General features: G+C 66.9%; 17 protein-coding genes. 10 read left to right on the top strand and 7 right to left on the bottom strand.

Annotated elements, in window-relative coordinates; translation table 11 throughout:
* Positions 1–100: 100 nt before the first annotated feature.
* Positions 101–1,288 (top strand): FAD-dependent monooxygenase, encoded by a 1,188-nt coding sequence (locus M8859_RS20670; RefSeq protein ID WP_195140292.1) that lies wholly within the window; start codon positions 101–103, stop codon positions 1,286–1,288.
* 99 nt (positions 1,289–1,387) lie between these two features.
* Here the strand turns inward: M8859_RS20670 and M8859_RS20665 are convergent, their stop codons facing one another.
* Positions 1,388–3,037 (bottom strand): acyl-CoA synthetase, encoded by a 1,650-nt coding sequence (locus M8859_RS20665; RefSeq protein ID WP_195070389.1) that lies wholly within the window; start codon positions 3,035–3,037, stop codon positions 1,388–1,390.
* 60 nt (positions 3,038–3,097) lie between these two features.
* Between M8859_RS20665 and M8859_RS20660 the strand changes: the two genes are divergently transcribed.
* Positions 3,098–3,880 (top strand): crotonase/enoyl-CoA hydratase family protein, encoded by a 783-nt coding sequence (locus tag M8859_RS20660; protein WP_159924765.1) that lies wholly within the window; start codon positions 3,098–3,100, stop codon positions 3,878–3,880.
* A gap of 95 nt (positions 3,881–3,975) precedes the next feature.
* On the opposite strand, the gene M8859_RS20655 is transcribed toward M8859_RS20660, so the two are convergent.
* Positions 3,976–4,395 (bottom strand): VOC family protein, encoded by a 420-nt coding sequence (locus tag M8859_RS20655; protein ID WP_159924763.1) that lies wholly within the window; start codon positions 4,393–4,395, stop codon positions 3,976–3,978.
* Positions 4,396–4,568: 173 nt separating this feature from the next.
* On the opposite strand from M8859_RS20655, the gene M8859_RS20650 reads away from it, so the two are divergent.
* Positions 4,569–5,567 (top strand): sigma-70 family RNA polymerase sigma factor, encoded by a 999-nt coding sequence (locus tag M8859_RS20650; protein WP_159924761.1) that lies wholly within the window; start codon positions 4,569–4,571, stop codon positions 5,565–5,567.
* Positions 5,568–5,629: 62 nt separating this feature from the next.
* Here M8859_RS20650 and M8859_RS20645 read toward each other — a convergent pair whose 3' ends face one another.
* Positions 5,630–7,180, bottom strand: a complete 1,551-nt coding sequence (locus tag M8859_RS20645) for an acyl-CoA synthetase (RefSeq protein WP_159924759.1) — start codon at positions 7,178–7,180, stop codon at positions 5,630–5,632.
* Positions 7,181–7,250: 70 nt separating this feature from the next.
* The gene (locus M8859_RS20640) at positions 7,251–8,288 is read right to left on the bottom strand and encodes an LLM class F420-dependent oxidoreductase (protein ID WP_249644714.1); all 1,038 of its coding nucleotides are present in this window, start codon (positions 8,286–8,288) and stop codon (positions 7,251–7,253) included.
* Between the two features lie 160 nt (positions 8,289–8,448).
* On the opposite strand from M8859_RS20640, the gene M8859_RS20635 reads away from it, so the two are divergent.
* Genes M8859_RS20635 through M8859_RS20615 form a run of 5 tightly spaced genes read left to right on the top strand, consistent with a single transcriptional unit; the run spans position 8,449 to position 12,911 of the window.
* Positions 8,449–9,369: a Zn-ribbon domain-containing OB-fold protein gene (locus M8859_RS20635; protein WP_159924851.1), complete on the top strand. Its 921-nt coding sequence runs from the start codon at positions 8,449–8,451 to the stop codon at positions 9,367–9,369.
* A 12-nt stretch (positions 9,370–9,381) separates the two neighbouring features.
* Positions 9,382–10,413 (top strand): thiolase family protein, encoded by a 1,032-nt coding sequence (locus M8859_RS20630; protein ID WP_159924755.1) that lies wholly within the window; start codon positions 9,382–9,384, stop codon positions 10,411–10,413.
* Positions 10,410–11,576, top strand: coding sequence for a thiolase family protein (locus M8859_RS20625; RefSeq protein ID WP_159924753.1), 1,167 nt, complete (start codon positions 10,410–10,412; stop codon positions 11,574–11,576). Before M8859_RS20630 ends, M8859_RS20625 begins: the two co-directional genes overlap by 4 nt.
* Positions 11,577–11,581: 5 nt before the next feature.
* A complete protein-coding gene (locus M8859_RS20620) occupies positions 11,582–12,463 on the top strand; it encodes a TIGR03619 family F420-dependent LLM class oxidoreductase (RefSeq protein ID WP_159924849.1) in 882 nt (293 codons plus the stop codon).
* A gap of 28 nt (positions 12,464–12,491) precedes the next feature.
* On the top strand, positions 12,492–12,911 hold the full coding sequence (locus M8859_RS20615) for a nuclear transport factor 2 family protein (RefSeq protein WP_159924751.1): 420 nt from the start codon (positions 12,492–12,494) through the stop codon (positions 12,909–12,911).
* Between the two features lie 55 nt (positions 12,912–12,966).
* On the opposite strand, the gene M8859_RS20610 is transcribed toward M8859_RS20615, so the two are convergent.
* On the bottom strand, positions 12,967–14,268 hold the full coding sequence (locus tag M8859_RS20610; RefSeq protein WP_249644734.1) for a cytochrome P450: 1,302 nt from the start codon (positions 14,266–14,268) through the stop codon (positions 12,967–12,969).
* A gap of 101 nt (positions 14,269–14,369) precedes the next feature.
* On the opposite strand from M8859_RS20610, the gene M8859_RS20605 reads away from it, so the two are divergent.
* The gene (locus M8859_RS20605; RefSeq protein ID WP_249644713.1) at positions 14,370–15,533 is read left to right on the top strand and encodes a steroid 3-ketoacyl-CoA thiolase; all 1,164 of its coding nucleotides are present in this window, start codon (positions 14,370–14,372) and stop codon (positions 15,531–15,533) included.
* Positions 15,534–15,892: 359 nt separating this feature from the next.
* Positions 15,893–16,309 carry a helix-turn-helix domain-containing protein gene (locus tag M8859_RS20600; RefSeq protein ID WP_011207048.1) on the top strand — a complete coding sequence of 139 codons (417 nt, stop codon included), beginning with the start codon at positions 15,893–15,895 and terminating at the stop codon, positions 16,307–16,309.
* Positions 16,310–16,600: 291 nt separating this feature from the next.
* Here M8859_RS20600 and M8859_RS20595 read toward each other — a convergent pair whose 3' ends face one another.
* Together M8859_RS20595 and M8859_RS20590 are read right to left on the bottom strand one after the other, a co-directional pair.
* Entirely contained in the window at positions 16,601–17,611 is a 1,011-nt protein-coding gene (locus tag M8859_RS20595) for a hypothetical protein (RefSeq protein WP_249644712.1), read from the bottom strand.
* Positions 17,608–18,123 carry an ImmA/IrrE family metallo-endopeptidase gene (locus tag M8859_RS20590; protein WP_249644711.1) on the bottom strand — a complete coding sequence of 172 codons (516 nt, stop codon included), beginning with the start codon at positions 18,121–18,123 and terminating at the stop codon, positions 17,608–17,610. Before M8859_RS20590 ends, M8859_RS20595 begins: the two co-directional genes overlap by 4 nt.
* Between the last annotated feature and the right edge of the window lie 3 nt (positions 18,124–18,126).

Below are 18,126 nucleotides of genomic sequence, written 5' to 3'. Positions count from 1 at the left end.
CCAACAAGTGTATGCCAACAACTGTTGACTTTGTAGACCAACCCCAGCTACGGTTATGCCAACAAACGTTGGCCCACAATCGTTGACCTGAGGAGTTCCGATGAATGCCACCCCGGACCCGCTGCCCGCCGAAACCTCCGTCGTGATCGTGGGCGCGGGCCCCGCCGGGTTGACCGCCGCCATCACGCTGGCCGACGCGGGCGTGGATTTCGTTCTGCTGGACCGGCTGAGCGAAGGCGCGAACACCTCACGCGCCGCGGTCGTGCACGCCAGGACGCTCGAGGTGCTCGAGCAGCTCGGCATCGCCGAGGAATTGGTCGCGACGGGTGACGTCGTGGCGCGCTTCACGGTTCACGACGGCGGCCGCACTCTGGCCACCATCGACTTCGACGGCCTGCCGACGCGGTATCCATACACCTTGATGACCCCGCAGGACACCACTGAAGCAGTACTGCTGAAGCGGCTGCGGAAGGCGGGCGGGGACGTGCGGCGGCCGTACCGGGTCAGCCGGGTCGTCCAGGAAGGCGAGGGCGTCACGGTCGATTACACCGACGCCGCGGGCGCGCCAGGCAGCATCCGCGCCGACTACGTCATCGGTACCGACGGCATGCACAGCATCGTCCGCGAGCAGGCGGGCATCGGGTTCACCGGCGCGACGTACCCGGAATCCTTCGTACTCGCCGACGTGCGGATGGACTGGCCGATCGCGCGCGAGGAGGTGGCCCTGCACCTTTCACCGGAGGGCGTCACCGTGGTCGCGCCGCTGCCCGACGAGGACGAGCCGAACCGCTACCGCGTGGTCGCCACACTGGAAACGGCTCCCGAGCACTCGACCGTGGCGGACATCCAGTCCATCCTGGACGCCCGCGGCCCCGGCGGCGGTGTGCGGGTTCGCGAGGTGCTGTGGAGCTCGCGCTTCCGCGTGCACCACCGGGTCGCCGATCGCTACCGCAGCGGACGCATCCTGCTCGCCGGGGACGCGGCCCATGTGCACAGCCCGGCAGGCGGCCAGGGCATGAACACCGGCATCCAGGACGCCGCCGCACTCGGCCCCCTGCTGGCCCGTGTGCTCGCGGGCGAACCCGACACCCTGCTGGACGACTACGAAACCACCCGCCGCCCCGTCGCACTCGGCGTCGTCTCCTTCACCGACCGCATGACCAGAATGGCGACTCTGCGCCCACTCCCAGCCCGCACCTTGCGCAACCTCGCCCTCACCACCCTGACCCGCATCCCCGCCTTCCGCCAGCGCCTCGCCTACCAACTGGCCGAACTCGCCAACCGCTGACCACGGCAGACCGATCGCCGTTGCTGATGTTCATGGCGATGCCGAGTCTCGTGGCCGGTCACCGGCTGATAAATCGTGGCCGGCCACGACGGCGATGTCCTACTTCGCGCTCGCCTGGGCGTGCTCGTCGGCGGGGCGCGCCTGGGTTTGTTCTTTGGCCCAGCGGTAGTCGGGCTTGCCAGCCGGAGAGCGCTTGATCTCGTCGACGAACCAGAGGCTTCGCGGGAGTTTGTAGGGGGCGATCTCCTGGGTGAGCATGGGCCGGAGTTCTTCCAGGGTGGGGCGGGTCTCGCCGCGGCACTGCACGACCGCCACCACTCGCTGGCCCCAGCGCTCGTCCTCGATGCCGACCACGAGCGCGTCGAAGATCTCCGGGTGCGTCTTGAGCGCCCCCTCGACCTCCTCGGGGTAGATCTTCTCGCCGCCGCTGTTGATGCAGACCGAGCCGCGGCCGAGCATGGTGACCGTGCCGTCCTCCTCGACGCGAGCGAAGTCGCCGGGGATGGCGTAGCGAACGCCGTTGAACTCCTTGAATGTCGCCGCGGTCTTCGCCTCGTCCTTGTAGTAGCCGAGCGGGATGTGTCCGCGCCGGGCCAGGATGCCGACCGCACCGGACCCGGGCCGCACCGGATTGCCGTCCTCGTCGAGTACGTCGGTGGAGGCGTCGATCTTCACGCGCGGGCCTCCGGTGTGCGTTGCGCCCTTGGCCACGATGGAGATACCGCCGAAGCCGGTTTCCGAGGAGCCGATCGAATCGGAGATCATCCGGTTGGGCAGCAGTTCGAGGAACTGGTCCTTCAGCGTGGGCGAGAACAGCGCCGCGCTGCTGGCCATCACGTACAGACTGGACAGGTCGTAGGGCTGGCCGGTTTCCGGGTTGCCCTCGATCAGCGCGTCGAGCATCGGCCGCGCCATCGCGTCACCGGTGATGAAGATCAGATTGATCTTGTGCTTGTCGACGGCCTGCCACACGCCGTGCCCGGAGAACTCGGGAATCATGACGGCCTTGCCGCCGCCGAACAGACTGTGGAACGTGGCCCACTGCGCGCCGCCGTGGATCATCGGCGGAATCGGGAACCGCACCATCGGCGGGCTGCCCGCGCCGACCTTGGCCAATTCCCACTCGTCCTGCACGTACTCGCCGGTGATGAAGTTGATGCCCGCGCCGAGCACGCGCCACACGTCCTCCTGCCGCCACATCACGCCTTTGGGCATGCCGGTGGTGCCACCGGTGTAGACCATGTACAGGTCGTCCGGGGAGCGTTCGCCGAAGTCGCGCTCGCCCGAGGACTGCGCGAGCACCGTCTCGTATTCCGCCGAATCCGCTGCGGTGGGAATCGTGCCGGTCGTATCGTCGTCGACGACGACGACGGTGCGCAGCTGCGGAGTCTTCGGACGAACGCCGGCGACCCTGTCGCTGTAGCGGCGCTCGTGGATCAGCGCGACCATGTCCGAGTTGTCGAAGATGTACTGCAACTCGTTCTCGACATATCGGAAGTTCACGTTGATCATCACGGCCCGCGCCTTGAAGATCGCGACCATGGCCTCGACGGCCTCGATCGTGTTGCGTGAGTAGATGCCCACCTTGTCACCCGGCTGGACTCCCTGTTCTTGCAGGTAGTGAGCAAGCTTATTCGCTCGCTCCTCCAACTGGGCGTAGGTGACCTCGCGGCCGTCGTCGGCCAGCGCGACGCGGTCGGGCATCAGGTCGACGGCATGTTCGACAAGGTCCGCTATGTTGTAGCTCACAACCTTAAAAATAGAACGTGTTACTGTTTCTGACAAGGCTCGAAGTCAGGAGAATCAGCGATGCCGCACTGCCTTGTCGAGAAGCGCGACCATGTCCTCATCGTCACCATGAACCGGCCCGAGGCGCGCAACGCGCTGTCGGGGGAGATGATGGCGATCATGAAGGACGCCTGGAACCAGGTGGACGACGATCCGGACATCCGGGTGGCCATCCTGACCGGGGCGGGCGGGGCGTTCTGCGCGGGCGCCGATCTCAAGGGCATGACTTCCGAGCACCCCGGCGACACCATCGACGGCGGCGGCTGGAATCCGGCCAAGCTGGAGGCGCTGCTCAAGGGCCGCAGGCTGACCAAGCCGCTGATTGCGGCGGTCGAGGGACCGGCCATCGCGGGCGGCACCGAGATCCTGCAAGGCACCGACATCCGAGTGGCCGGTGAGAGCGCGAAATTCGGCGTGTCGGAGGCGCGCTGGGGCCTGTTCCCGCTGGGCGGGTCGGCGGTTCGGCTGGTCCGTCAGATCCCCTACACCGTCGCTGCCGAGATCCTGCTCACCGGCAGGCACGTCACCGCGGCCGAAGCCAAGGAGATCGGCCTGATCGGGCACGTGGTGCCGGACGGCACCGCGCTGGACAAGGCGCTGGAGATCGCGGGGCAGATCGCCGCCAACGGCCCCCTGGCCGTGCGGGCCATCCTGCGCACCATCCGGGAGACGGAGGCCATGCCGGAGGAGGACGCCTTCCAGATCGATGCCGAGCTCGGCATGACGGTTTTCCGGTCGGCCGATGCCAAGGAGGGCCCGAGGGCATTCGCGGAAAAGCGCAAGCCCTCTTTCACCGGAAACTGAGCCTCTGTGTCTGTTGGTCCGAGCCGAAAGCACAACGCCCCCGGTGTGCGCGCACCAACCAGTGCGCGCGCACCGAGGGCGACCCCTCGCCGGGCTCAGTTCGCGCCCGGGTAGTCCATCCAGAAGGGCTCCCACTGGTGGCCGTCCGGGTCGATGAAGGTGCGACCGTGCATGCCGACCTGCGCCTCCTGCGCCCGTTTGTCCTCGTTCACCTCTTCGGTCGCGCCCGCCGCCAGCGCGGCGTCGGTCAGGCTGTCGACCTCTTCGGCGCTGCCGAGCGCGAGCGCGTACGCGGCGTTGATCGCCGCCGTGGTGTCGGCCACCGGCCGCTTGCTGAAGGTGGTGAAGAAGTCCTTGGTGAGCAGCATCAGGCAGATGTTGTCGTCGACCACGATGCAGGCGGCGTTGTCGTCGGTGAACTCCTGGTTGACCTTCCAGCCCAGCCCCTCGTAGAAGGTCTTCGACCGGTTCAGATCGGCCACCGGGAGATTGATGAAGATCATCTTGCTGCTCATGGGCTCTTCCTCTCGAGCAATCCGTGCGTGTCACTGGTAATGACGGGACTACGACGGCGAACTCATCGCCGGAACATCCGTGACGCATTCCACAGCTCGGAAGGGTTTAGCGGCGCGACCCTCTCGCTTCGAGACCCTGTTTTGTGTCGGTGGCCTGTGGCAGGGTGACAGCCATGAACGACTCGTCCGGCTCCCCGACCGGCCTCGCTCCCGATCTGCACGCCGCGTTCGAGACCCACCGCAGGGAACTGTGCGCGTATGCCTACCGCATGCTCGGCTCCTCCTTCGAAGCGGAGGACGCGGTGCAGGAGACCTTGACCCGGGCATGGAAATCCTATGCCTCGTTCGAGGGCCGCGCCAGCCTCCGATCCTGGCTGTACAAGATCACCACGAACGTCTGCCTCGACATGCTCGACGGCCCGCAGCGCCGGGCCAGGCCGATGGATCTGTCCGGTCCGTCGCGGCCGGATTCGCCACTGCCCGCGCCCCAGCCGGACTACGTCTGGATCGAGCCCATCCCGAACGCGCTCGCCTTCGGCGCCGACCCGGCCGAGCATGCCAGCGCCAAGGACACGCTTCGCTTGGCTTTCGTGGCCGCCTGTCAGCATCTGCCCGCCACCCAGCGGGCGATCCTGATCATGCGCGAGGTCCTGCGGTTCTCCGCCAACGAGACCGCCGAGGTGCTCACCATGTCGCCCGCGTCGGTCAACAGCGCGCTGCAACGAGCCCGCGCCACCATGTCCAAGGTGCAGCCCGCGGCCACCGACACCTACGACGAGACCGACGCGGACCAGCGCAAACTGATCGACGATTTCGTCAAGGCGTTCGAGGCCTACGACATGGACACGCTCACCACCCTGCTGAAAACGGATGTGGCGCTGTCCATGCCGCCGATCGAACTGTGGATCTCCGGACCGGAGAACGTGGCCGCGTTCATGCTCGGCCACGGAAGCGCTTGCCGCGATTCGCGGATGGTCCGCCTGGAGGGCGCCAACGGCCTGCCCGCCTTCGGCCACTACAAGCCGGGCGACGAACCGGGCGTATGGGTGCCGTGGTCGATCACCGTGCTGGAACTCGACGGCGACACCATCGCCGGGCTGAACTTCTTCCTGGACACCGAGAAGTTGTTTCCCCTGTTCGGCCTCGCGCCGGAACTGCGCGAAGCTATCTGACCCTCACTCCTCGGCGTCGCCGTGCGGCCGGACCGAAGCCCCGGGACCGGCCGCGTGACAGGCTACGACGCCGGGATATAGCGGTCGCGCAGTTTGCGCTTGTAGAGCTTGCCGTTCGGGTCGCGCGGCAGTTCGGGGAGATAGTCGATCGATTTGGGCATCTTGTATTTCGCCAATTGCGTGGCGGCGAAGGCGAGTAGTTCCTCGGTGAGCGCGTCGTCGCCGGCTGCCCCGTCTGCGGGCTGCACGACCGCCTTCACCTCCTGCCCCCAATCCGGATGCGGGATGCCGAAAACCGCCACGTCGGCGACCTTCGGGTGGGTGATCAGGACGTTCTCGACTTCCGCCGGGTAGATGTTCACGCCGCCGGACAGGATCAGGTCCGAGCGCCGGTCGTGCAGGTAGAGATAGCCGTCCTCGTCGAGGTGCCCGATGTCGCCGACGGTGAACAGGTCGCCGACGCGCGAGTCCTCGGTCTTGGCCTTGTCGTGGTGGTACTCGAAACTCGACGCGCCCATGCGCATGTACACCAGGCCGGTCTCGCCGACCGGCACCTCGGAGCCGTCCTCCTCGCTCAGCACCTTGATCACCGACCACGGCCACGCCTTGCCGACCGAGCCCGGCTTGCGCAGCCAGTCGGTGCCGTTGATCACCGTGCCGCCGCCCTCGGTGGCCGCGTAGTACTCGGTGACCGTCGGTCCCCACCACTCGAGCATCCGCCGCTTGGTCTCCTGTGGGCAGGGCGCGGCCCCGTGCACCATGCTGCGTAGCGAGGACACGTCGTACTTGGCGCGTACCTCCTCCGGCAACGCGAGCAAGCGGTGGAACTGGGTGGGCACCATATGGCTGTGCGTCACCCGGTGCTTGTCGATCAGGCGCAACATGTCCTCGGCGTCCCAGCGGTCCATCAGAACGAGCTTGTGTCCCAGCTGGATCGAGATGGTGGCGAAGTTCAGCACCGCCGTGTGGTACAGCGGCGAACCGCAGATGTGCACGTGGTCGTCGTACGGCGCGAGCTCGAAGAGGCCGAAGAACGCGGTGGTGTGCGGCGGGACGACATCGGGATCGGCGCCGGTGAGCGGCCGCCGAACACCCTTGGGCCGTCCCGTGGTTCCGGACGTGTAGAGCATCGGCGCGCCGGTGCTGCGGTCGGACGGGCGTCCGGTGTCCGCGGCGCCGAGCCAGGCCACCGACTTGAAGCCCTCGATCTCGCCGACCGCGAACCGCGCCGGCGCGGGCAGCCCCGCCTCGTCGGCGGCGGCCTTGGCGGTCGCGGCGAAACGATCACTGGCGAGGAACGCCTTCGCTTCGCTGTCGGCCAGGATGTAGGCGACCTCCGGACCGGTGAGATGCCAGTTCACCGCGACGATGTACAACCCGGCCTGGTAAGCCGCGAAATAGGCCGCGATCGCCTCCACGCAGTTGTGCACCATGCTCACCAGCACGTCGCCGGTTTTCAGGCCGAGCCCCCGTAGGCCGGTGGCGTAACGATTGGCGAGCGTTGCCAATTCGCGATACGTCACCTCCCGGCCCCACGGATCGACCATCGCGATCCGATCGGGTTCGGCTTCGGCGATGTTCCACAGACCGAGAATTTTCACTGACTCCTGCATGGGGGAATGGTGAGGAGGCGGAGCCGACGGGGCGGGTGAGGCAGTCACCCCATTGAATTTAGAACGTGTTCTACTGTTCGACAAGGGGTGCCAGCCGATGCAATTGCGCGACATCGGGAACCGACACCAGCATCATGGTGACGCCCGCGGCCTCCCACACCCGCAGTTGCTTGCGGACATGCTCCTCGTCGCCGATGATCGCGGTGTCCAGAATCAGTTCGTCCGGGACCACGGCGGCGGCCTCCGCCTTCTTGCCCGACTGGAACAGTCGGCCGATCTCATCGACTTCGCGGTCATAACCCATGCGCCGATACACCTGGGCGTGGAAATTCAGCTCCGGCGCACCCATGCCGCCGATGTAGAGCGCCATGATCCAGCGCATTCGCTCCAGCTCGCTCGCCGGATCTTCGGTGATCACCACCTGGCAACTCGCGGCGATCTCGAAGTCGTCCCTGCTACGCCGCGCACCCGCCCGCGCGAAGCCTTCGTCGAGCCATTCGTCGTACATCCCGGCCAACCGCGGCGCGTAGTAGATGGCCAGCCAGCCATCGGCGATCTCGGCGGTGAGCGCCACGTTCTTCGGCCCCTCCGCACCCAGCCAGATCGGCAAATCCGCACGTAACGGATGCACGATCGGCTTGAGCGGTTTGCCGAGCCCGATGGAGCCCGGCCCGGTGTAGGGCAATGGATAGTGCGGGCCGTCGCTGGTCACCGGGGCTTTGCGCGCCAACACCTGCCGCACGATGTCCACATACTCCCGGGTGCGCCGCAGCGGCTTGGCGAAAGGCTGGCCATACCAGCCCTCCACCACCTGCGGGCCCGACACGCCCAGGCCGAGAATGGCACGGCCTCCGCTGAGATGATCGAGGGTGAGCGCGTGCATGGCGGTCGCGGCGGGTGTGCGCGCCGACATCTGCACCACCGACGTGCCCAGGCGGACCCGCCGCGTGGACGAACCCCACCAGGTGAGCGGACCGAAGGCGTCCGACCCCCAGGATTCGGCGGCGAACACGGCGTCGAACCCGGCCTCCTCGGCCGCCGCCACCAGTTCCCCCGCATTCGCGGGCGGCTGGGCCATCCAGTACCCGAGTTGCAATCCGAACTTCACGCCCGACCCCTTTCCGATCAACTGCTTGCCACCAGAGTTAGAACCTGTTCTACTCGATATCGTGACTCAGGGGAATACTGCATCCACGGCAATCGCTGGTGGTAGCGGCACAGCGGTGAACACGGCCGCCGTGCCCGAAGTACTCAGCGCGCCCCTACGGATGCGTTTCGATTACACCCGCTCCGTCGGACCCACCATCGGGAAATTTCTGACCAAGTTGCGCGACCACCGGATCGTCGGCGGGCGCGGCTCGGACGGCCGGGTGATCGTGCCGCCGCCGGAATACGACCCGATCACCGCCGAACCGCTGACCGAATTCGTCGACGTCGCCGACACCGGCACCGTCGAATCGTGGACCTGGGTGCGCGAGCCGCTGCCCGGACAGCCGTTCGACCGCCCGTTCGCCTGGGCACTGATCCGGTTGGACGGCGCGGACACCACGCTGCTGCACGCGGTCGACGTGGCCGCGCCCGAGGACATCAGCCAAGGCCTGCGGGTGACCGCCCGGTGGGCCGAGCAGACCGAGGGCAGCATCCGCGACATCCTCTGCTTCGAACCCGGCGAGAAGGCGGGCGCGCCGGTGGAGTCCGCCTCGGCCGACCCGGTCACCATGATCACCACGCCGGTCGATGTGTCCTACAAGCACACCGCGTCGCCGCAGGAGTCGGTCTATCTGCGCGGGCTCGCCGAAGGCAAACTGATCGGGGCGCGCACCGACGCCGCGGGCAAGGTGTACTTCCCGCCGCGCGGCGCGAATCCGACCGACGGCAGGCCGACCGACGACTTCATCGAACTGTCCGATCGCGGAACGGTGACCACCTTCTGCATCGTCAACGTGCCTTTCCTCGGGCAGCGGATCAAGCCGCCGTACGTCGCGGCCTACGTGCTGCTGGACGGTGCGGACATTCCGGTGCTGCACCTGGTGCTCGGCTGCGACGCGAGCGAGGTGCGCATGGGCATGCGGGTGGAGGCGGTGTGGAAGCCGCGCGAGGAGTGGGGCTACGGCCTGGAGAACGTCGACCACTTCCGTCCCACCGGCGAGCCGGATGCCGACTACGAGACCTATAAGCACCACCTCTGAGAGAGGCGCACGTTGACTGACAACGCCACCGACATCGCGGTCGTGGGCTTCGCCCACGCGCCGCACGTGCCGGAGACCTTCGGCACCACCAACGGTGTCGAGATGCTGGTGCCCTGCTTCCAGCAGCTCTACGACCGGCTCGGCATCACCAAGTCCGATATCGACTTCTGGTGCTCGGGCTCCTCCGATTACCTCGCCGGACGCGCGTTCTCGTTCATCTCGGCGATCGACGCCATCGGCGCGGTGCCGCCGATCAACGAATCGCACGTGGAGATGGACGCCGCCTGGGCGTTGTACGAGGCGTGGGTGAAATTGCGCTCGGGACAGGCGAAGACGGCGCTGGTGTACGGCTTCGGCAAGTCCTCCGCGGGCACACTGCGTCAGGTGCTCACCATGCAGCTCGATCCGTATCTGGTCGCACCGCTGTGGCCGGACGCGTGGTCCATCGCGGGCTTGCAGGCGCGTGCCGGTCTCGACGCGGGCCGCTGGACCGAACGGGACATGGCGGCCGTGGCAGCCGGCGGCTCCGAAGACGTCGACAGCCTGCTCGATCAGCCCTACGTCGCCGATCCGTTGCGCGCGCACGATATCGCGCCGATCACCGACGGCGCGGCCGCGATCGTGCTCGCCGTGGGCGACCGCGCCCGTGACCTGTGCGAACGTCCCGCCTGGATCACCGGCATGGCACATCGCGTCGACACTCCCGTGCTGGGGGCGCGCGATCTGTCCGTCTCCCCGTCGACTTCGGCTGCGGCCCATGCGGTTACCGGCGGTGACGTGACCGATTTCGACATCGCCGAGTTGCACGCGCCGTTCAGCCATCAGCAGTTGATCCTGGCCGAAGCGATCGGACTGAAGAACGGCACGAAGGTGAATCCGTCCGGCGGCGCGCTCGCGGCCAACCCGATGTTCGCCGCGGGCCTCGAGCGCATCGGCTTCGCCGCCGAGGCGGTCATCGCCGGCGCGGCGAATCGTGCGCTGGCTCATGCGACCAGCGGCCCCGCGCTCCAGCAGAACCTTGTGACCGTTTTGGAGACCCGATGACCTCGCCAGCCGCGGTGCTCGGCACCGGACAAACCCATCACGTGACGAAACGGACCGATGTGTCCATGGCGGGCATGTGCCGCGAGGCCATCGATCGTGCCCTCGCCGATGCCGGTCTCACCATCGCCGACATCGACGCCGTCGTGGTCGGCAAGGCGCCCGACCTGTTCGAGGGCGTCATGATGCCCGAGTTGTTCATGGCGGACGCGCTGGGCGCGACGGGCAAGCCGCTGCTGCGGGTGCACACCGCCGGTTCGGTCGGCGGTTCCACCGGCATCGTCGCCACCAACCTGGTGCAGGCGGGCGTGCACAAACGCGTGCTCGCGGTGGCATGGGAGAAGCAGTCGGAATCCAACGCCATGTGGGCGCTGTCGATCCCGGTGCCGTTCACCATGCCGGTCGGCGCGGGCGCGGGCGGCTACTTCGCGCCGCATGTGCGCTCCTACATCCGGCGCTCCAACGCACCGAGCCACATCGGCGCCATGGTGGCGGTGAAGGATCGCCGCAACGGCGCCAAGAACCCGCTCTCGCATCTGAAACAGCCCGATATCACGCTGGATTCGGTGCTCGCCTCGCAGATGCTGTGGGATCCGATCCGCTTCGACGAGACCTGCCCCTCCTCCGACGGCGCGTGTGCGATCGTGCTCGGTGACGCGGACGCCGCCGCCGAAGTGTCGGCGACCGGCCGGAAAGTCGCCTGGGTGCACGGCACCGCGATGCGCACCGAGCCGACCACCTACGCCGGACGCGACCAGGTGAATCCGCAGGCCGGCCGGGACGCGGCCGCCGCGCTGTGGGAGGCGGCGGGCATCACCAACCCGCTCGAGGAGATCGACGTGGCCGAAATCTACGTCCCGTTCTCCTGGTTCGAGCCGATGTGGTTGGAGAATCTCGGCTTCGTGCCGCCGGGAGACGGATGGAAGCTCACCGACAAAGGCGAGACCGAGATCGGCGGCACCCTTCCGATCAACCCGTCCGGCGGCGTGCTGTCCTCCAACCCGATCGGGGCGTCCGGGCTCATCCGCTTCGCCGAGGCCGCCAAGCAGATCATGGGACGGGCCGGGGACTATCAGGTCGAGGGTGCGCGCAAAGCGATGGGCCACGCGTACGGCGGTGGTTCACAGTACTTCTCGATGTGGGTCGTGGGATCGGAGCCGCGGTGAGCCCGCTGAAATTCACCGTCGGCATCGCGCTGAGTCCGCTGGACCAGCTGACGGAGCTGGCGAAAACGGCCGAAGAGTGCGGGTTCTCGTCCATCGCGCTGCCTGACTCGCTGTTCTACATGAAGTCGGCCTCGGCGAAGTACCCTTACACGGCCGACGGCAGCAGGTTCTGGGGACCGGACACACCGTGGGTCGACCCGCTCATCGGCGCGACCGCGATGGCGGCGGTCACCAGCCGCATCCGCTTCTACACGAACGTGCTGAAACTCGGCTCACGCAACCCGCTGCTGCTGGCTCGGCAGGTCGGCTCGGTGGCCAATCTGTCTGGCAACCGCTTCGGCTTCGGCGTCGGAATCGGATGGGCGCCGGAGGAATTCGAGTGGTGCGGGGTGCCGTTCGCACGCCGCGGCGCCCGGGTGGACGAGATGATCGAGGTCATCAAACTGGTGCTCGCCGGTGGGATGGTCGAGTACCACGGCGAGTTCTTCGACTTCGATCCGCTGCAGATCAGCCCGGCGCCTAGCGAGCCGGTGCCGTTCTACATCGGTGGGCACACCGACGCGGCGCTGCGGCGAGCCGCCCGGGTGGGCGACGGATGGACTTCGGCCATGATGACCTACGACGAGCTGCGACGCACCATCGGCAAGCTCGACGAGCTGCGCGCGGAGTTCGGCCGGGCCGACGAGCCGTTCGAGATCCAAGCGGTGTGCGTCGACCGTTTCGGCCGGTCCGGCTATCAGGACCTCGCCGACGCCGGCGTCACCGACGCGATAGTGGTGCCCTGGCTTGCCGACGGCATCGGTTTCGACGGCGAAGTCGCCGCCAAGCAGGACTCGCTGCGCAAGTTCGCCCAGCAGTACGTGGCCGATCCCATCGCAGCACGGTAGACCCAGTCGCCAGCCGAAGGAAGACCATATGAGCACCACCACCGAGCATCCGGCGCGGGCAGCGGGCCTGGCATCGCAGGCCGCCGTGCGAGCACGCGACAAGCAGGCCTGGGTCGCGCTGTTCGCCGAGGACGGCATCGTGGAAGATCCCATCGGTCCGTCGGGCTTCGATCCGGAGGGCAAGGGCCACCGCGGCACGGAGGCCATCGCCGCGTTCTGGGACAAGGCGATCGCGAAGACCGAGCTGATCGAGTTCCTGTTCGGCGACTCGTTCGCCTGCGGCGATGAGGTCGCCTTCACCGGCACGATCCGCAGCACCATCGGTGGTCACCGGATCGACGCCGACGGTGTCTTCACCTACCGGGTGAACGCGCACGGCAAGATCGCCGCGCTACGCGCGTTCTGGGAGGTCGATCGCGCCATGAAGACCGCCCGGCCGGTCGACTGACACTGCGAGCACAAAAATGGCCCTCGCACCGCGGTGCGAGGGCCATTTCCGTCTCTCAATGCGCGATCGGGCAGGTCTTGTAGTCGACCGGGAGCTGCTTGATCCCGTTGAGCCAGCCCGACCGCAGCCGCTTGGGGTCGGCGACCTTGGTGATGTCGGGCAGGTGATCGGCGATGGCGTTGAAGATCAGGTCGATCTCCAGCCGGGCCAGGTTCGCCCCGATGCAGAAGTGCGCGCCGGTGCCGCCGAAGGCCAGATGCGGGTTGTCCTTGCGCATGATGTCGAACTTTTTCGGCTGCTCGAAGACGTCCTCATCGAAGTTGGCCGAGCGGTACAGCATGACCACCCGCTGGCCCTTCTTGATCTGCACGCCGCCCAGCTCGGTGTCCTCCAGCGCGGTCCGCTGGAACGAGGTGACCGGAGTGGCCCACCGGATGATCTCGTCGGCGGCCGTGGCAGGGCGTTCGGCTTTGAACAGCTCCCACTGGTCCGGATTCTCCAGGAATGCCATCATGCCGTGCGAGATGGCGTTGCGGGTGGTCTCGTTGCCCGCGACGGCGAGCATGATCACGAAGAAGCCGAACTCCTCTTCGGAGAGCTTGTCACCATCGACGTCGGCCTCGATCAGCGTGGTCACGATGTCGTCGGCCGGGCACTGCTTGCGCGAGGCCGCCATCTGGTAGGCGTAACCCAGGATTTCGGCCGACGCCGCGACCGGATCGGCAGTGCTCTCCGGGTCGTCGTAGCCGGTCATGTCGTTGGACCAGGTGAAGACCTTCATCCGGTCTTCCTGCGGAACGCCGATCAGCTCGGCGATGGCTTGCAGCGGCAGTTCGCACGCGATCTGGGTGACGAAGTCCCCGGAGCCCGCTTCGGCCGCCGCCTTCACGATCGCTTCCGCGCGGGCCGACAGCTCGGCACGCAGACCGTTGATGGCGCGCGGCGTGAAACCGCGCGAGATGATCTTGCGCAGCTTGGTGTGCTCGGGCGCGTCCATGTTCAGCAGGACGATCCGCTGCAGTTCGATCTGCTCGCGCGCGATGTCGTCGTTGAACCGCGGGATGGCGGTGTTCTCGTAGCTGGAGAACACATCGCTGCGCCGCGAGACCTCTTTGACGTCGGCGTGCTTGCTGACCACCCAGAAACCGTCGTCGTGGAAGCCGCTGACGTCGGGCGATTGCGGATTCCACCAGATCGGCGCGGTCCGGCGCAGTTCGGCGAACTCTTCGACCGGAACACGCTCGGCGTAGATGTCCGGGTCCGTGACGTCGAACCCGTCCGGGAGATTCGGCCGGGCATTCCGAGTGTCTACCACCAGATGTCTCCTTCGACAAACTGAAACACGTTCTATAATCATTGAAGCACAGGCGGGAGAATGAGGAAAGAAACCGGACAGATCCGCCCTCGGCAAGTGCTATGAACGCGTTTCAGTTTTCTGTCCCTGAGGAAAGGTTGGACATGGGCACACCCGTGATCGTCGAGGCCGCACGGACCCCGATCGGCAAGCGCGGCGGCTGGCTGTCAGGGCTGCACGCGGCCGAACTGCTCGGCGCGGCCCAACGCGGGCTGCTCGAGCGCGCGCACCTGGACCCCGCGCAGGTCGAACAGGTCATCGGCGGCTGCGTCACCCAAGCGGGCGAGCAGTCCAACAACGTCACCCGGGTCGCCTGGCTGCACGCCGGGCTGCCGTGGCAGGTCGGCGCCACCACGATCGACACCCAGTGTGGATCGGCCCAGCAGGCCAACCACCTGATCGCCGGCCTGATCTCAGCCGGCGCGATCGACATCGGCATGGCCTGCGGCGTGGAGGCGATGAGCCGGGTTCCGTTGGGCGCCAACGTCGGCGAGAACGCCGGGCCGCGCAGGCCCGCGTCCTGGAACATCGACCTGCCCAACCAGTTCGAGGCGGCGGAACGGATCGCCAAGCGGCGTGGCATCACTCGCGCGGACGTGGACGCGTTCGGCGCGCGATCGCAGCGCCTGGCTGCACAGGCATGGACCGAAGGCCGGTTCGATCGCGAGGTGCTCACCGTCACCGCGCCCACCGTGGACAAAGAAGGCAACCTCACCGGCGAAAAGCTGGATGTGACACGGGATCAGGGCCTGCGCGAGACCACCGCCGAAGGCTTGGCGAAGTTGAAGCCGGTCCTGGAAGGCGGGGTGCACACCGCCGGAACGTCCTCACAGATCTCCGACGGCGCCGCCGCGGTACTGCTGATGGACGAAGCGGCCGCGCGGCGAGCAGGTCTGCGCCCGCGGGCACGGATCCTCACCCAGGCCGTGGTCGGCGCCGAGCCCGAGTTCCACCTCGACGGCCCGGTGCAGGCGTGCACCAGGCTGCTGGAGCGGTCCGGCATGAATATCGGTGACATCGATCTTTTCGAGATCAACGAAGCATTCGCGTCGGTCGCACTTTCCTGGGCTTCTGTACATCAGCCGGACATGGATCGGGTTAATGTCAACGGCGGCGCCATCGCCCTCGGGCATCCGGTGGGCTCCACCGGATCCCGCCTCATCACAACGGCTTTGCACGAGCTGGAACGCTCCGATCGCGAAACCGCAATGGTTCTCATGTGTGCCGGTGGCGCACTCGCGACAGGAACGATCATCGAACGTTTGTGACTTCAACCATTTCCAGCGGGTTGGTTGAACGTTCATCCCCTAGGGGCGCAAACGTGTCGTACGCCACACAAACTCGAGTACCGCCGAGTCCATGAGACATCAGCTATCTTGCGGCTATCAAGACCCCTTGCGACGAGACCGCAGCGACGGGCCAGAACCGGTTCGTACCGCGGGTTCTCGAGAGGCCTTGGCGTGACCCGCAAACGCGACCGTCCCAGTACCTTCGCCGCCTTCCGACCTAGAAGCTTCAAGGAAATCCGGAATCAGGCGTAGGTTTTCAGTTACTGAGCCGCTAATATCAATGATACGTATCCGAGATAACGACTGTTAGTACAGCGAAGGGAATTGGGCGGCTCACAATGGCTGATTTCGCGGCGCGGCTGAACAAGCTGTTCGAAACCGTGCATCCCCCGGGGCGTAAGCCGCACACCAACGCGGAGGTTGCGGCGGCGCTGACGGCCTCCGGACATCCGATCTCGAAACCGTACCTGTCGCAGTTGCGGTCGGGACAACGGACGAACCCGTCCGATGAGACGGTGGCCGCCCTGGCGAAGTTCTTCAAGGTCAAGCCGGACTACTTCTTCAACGACATCTATGCCGCCAAGATCGATCACGATCTGGAGCTGCTGTCCCAGCTGCAGGGCTATGGACTGCGACGGCTGTCGAGTAGGGCGTTCGACTTGTCCGAAGAATCACAGAACCTGCTGACGTCCATGGCGGAGAAGTTGCGGGCGAGCGAAGGCTTGCCCGAAATTCCTCCGGATGGCACCGAATAGGTTCTTCTGCACGGCAGCACAGTGCGACCCAGCGGGTCGCACTGTGCTGTGTTATGCGCGCGTAAGCGGGGCACAGCACACCACCGGCGCGTGTGCATGCCCCGACAATTCGGGGCACGCACACGCGCCGGTAAGTGCTGTGGTCCGGATCACACGCTCGTATAACCCGTTTCGGCGCGGTTCGTCGGCGCTCGTTCGTGTCGTAGGACATTCCGATCCAACCGGTCTGTCCGAATAGTCCGATCAGTCACGCTTATTCGCGTCAGGATGATCGCATTCGCGCGAAGTCGATCAATTTCGAGCGGGCATGGACGCGGTCCTCCTATAGGCTCGCGCGATGGCCTGGACCCAGCCGCGAGGGCTAATGCCTTCTGGCGGAGCAATCCACCGGGCGTCCACCACGAACGCCCCCACCGGATCGCGCGCCCACCGCGCCACGCGCTCGGCCCGGTCCGTCACCGAGGCAGGTGGCTGTGCGAGTTCCGCCAGCACGAGGCCACCGCCGGACTGCAGATACAGGGCATCGATGATCTGCGCCACCTGGTCGGAAGCCGCGAGCTGCGTGGAGAATCCGCGCTGTTGGTATGTGACCACCTCGGGGAAACGGCCCACCATGGTCCGGTGCAACGGGCGGATCCTGCGCAGCAGCACCCGCGCGCGGACCCACACTTCGACTACGATCCACACCGCGCCGAGCGCGATGAGCAGACTCGCGATACCCCAGAGCGGCCATGCCCCGGCCGGATCCCCTGGCGCGACCCGGGGCGCATGCTGAAAATCACGCCGAATCCGGCTTGCGGCCAGCACCGCGACCAACGCGGTTCCCGCGGTGTAGAGCGCGATGCCGCGACCGAGCGCAGTCCAGTCGAGATTGCGCAGACCGGTGCCGACGACGAACAGGCATCCCGTGGTCACGACCACCCACCCGAGGGTGAACGACCAGGCCAGCGTGACCCCGACCGCGAGCAGGCCGACGCCGTGGATCACCAGGGCGAGCTGTCGCAGATTCCGCCGCGACACCACCGGCCAAGCCGCCGAGGCGATCACTGAAGTGGCCGTCGCGAACGTGACCCAGCCTGCGGTGACGACTCCGTCGGAGAGTCGGCCCGCGTGCACGCCGCCGGGCACGAGATTGTCCAAGGCGAGCCCGATCTCGGGTACCGCCACGGTGGCGGCGAGCGCGACGGCGGCGACCGCGACGACGATGGCCACCCTGGCCGTGGTCGCGGGCTTGACCAGGACACGTCCCACCCGCGCGCCGGCGGCCATCCAGACCAGCAGAGCCGTCCCCCACAGGATCATCCGAGCGCCTCGTCGAATCGCAGAACCGAGACGCCCGCGCCCCGGCTGTTGAACACGCGCAGCCGGGTCATCAGCATGGCGGCGAAAGTCTCTGCCTCCCACTCCGCGAGCTCGTCGGCGCCATCGTCGACGATCTGCTGATGCGCACGGCTGCTGAGCATGTAGGCGATCAGCTCGTTGCTCGCCTCCAAGGTCACGTCGAGCGCGGGCGTGCCTTCGTGATCGAAGACGATGTGACCCAGTTCGTGCGCGAGAGTGTGCTCGCGGCTCGGCAGCGTCTCCGCCAGCACGATCACGTCACGGTCGGGATAGCGGCGGCGCTGTCCGCAGATCCCGGGTCCCAGTCGCGCACTGGCGATTTCGATCCCGCGGCGTCGCTCGCCCGCGATCGCGTGGACGACTTCGTCCAATGTGGTCGCGTCGAAGTCGGCCGCCACCGCGCACACCGCGTCGACGGCGGCGGCGACCCGGCGATAGGACCGCAAGCCAGTAGGTGCGCGGCTGTCGCTCATCGG

The organism is Nocardia sputi (assembly GCF_023501985.1).
This window is presented reverse-complemented; position numbering and strand designations above follow the sequence as displayed.

Coding starts and splice junctions, on each gene's coding strand:
- M8859_RS20650 (WP_159924761.1), top strand. CDS start 4,569: ATGAACGACTCGTCCGGCTCCCCGACCGGCCTCGCTCCCGATCTGCAC.
- M8859_RS20615 (WP_159924751.1), top strand. CDS start 12,492: ATGAGCACCACCACCGAGCATCCGGCGCGGGCAGCGGGCCTGGCATCG.
- M8859_RS20605 (WP_249644713.1), top strand. CDS start 14,370: ATGGGCACACCCGTGATCGTCGAGGCCGCACGGACCCCGATCGGCAAG.
- M8859_RS20595 (WP_249644712.1), bottom strand. CDS start 17,611: ATGATCCTGTGGGGGACGGCTCTGCTGGTCTGGATGGCCGCCGGCGCG.
- M8859_RS20625 (WP_159924753.1), top strand. CDS start 10,410: ATGACCTCGCCAGCCGCGGTGCTCGGCACCGGACAAACCCATCACGTG.
- M8859_RS20610 (WP_249644734.1), bottom strand. CDS start 14,268: ATGATTATAGAACGTGTTTCAGTTTGTCGAAGGAGACATCTGGTGGTA.
- M8859_RS20600 (WP_011207048.1), top strand. CDS start 15,893: ATGGCTGATTTCGCGGCGCGGCTGAACAAGCTGTTCGAAACCGTGCAT.
- M8859_RS20660 (WP_159924765.1), top strand. CDS start 3,098: ATGCCGCACTGCCTTGTCGAGAAGCGCGACCATGTCCTCATCGTCACC.
- M8859_RS20670 (WP_195140292.1), top strand. CDS start 101: ATGAATGCCACCCCGGACCCGCTGCCCGCCGAAACCTCCGTCGTGATC.
- M8859_RS20590 (WP_249644711.1), bottom strand. CDS start 18,123: ATGAGCGACAGCCGCGCACCTACTGGCTTGCGGTCCTATCGCCGGGTC.
- M8859_RS20655 (WP_159924763.1), bottom strand. CDS start 4,395: ATGAGCAGCAAGATGATCTTCATCAATCTCCCGGTGGCCGATCTGAAC.
- M8859_RS20645 (WP_159924759.1), bottom strand. CDS start 7,180: ATGCAGGAGTCAGTGAAAATTCTCGGTCTGTGGAACATCGCCGAAGCC.
- M8859_RS20635 (WP_159924851.1), top strand. CDS start 8,449: ATGCGTTTCGATTACACCCGCTCCGTCGGACCCACCATCGGGAAATTT.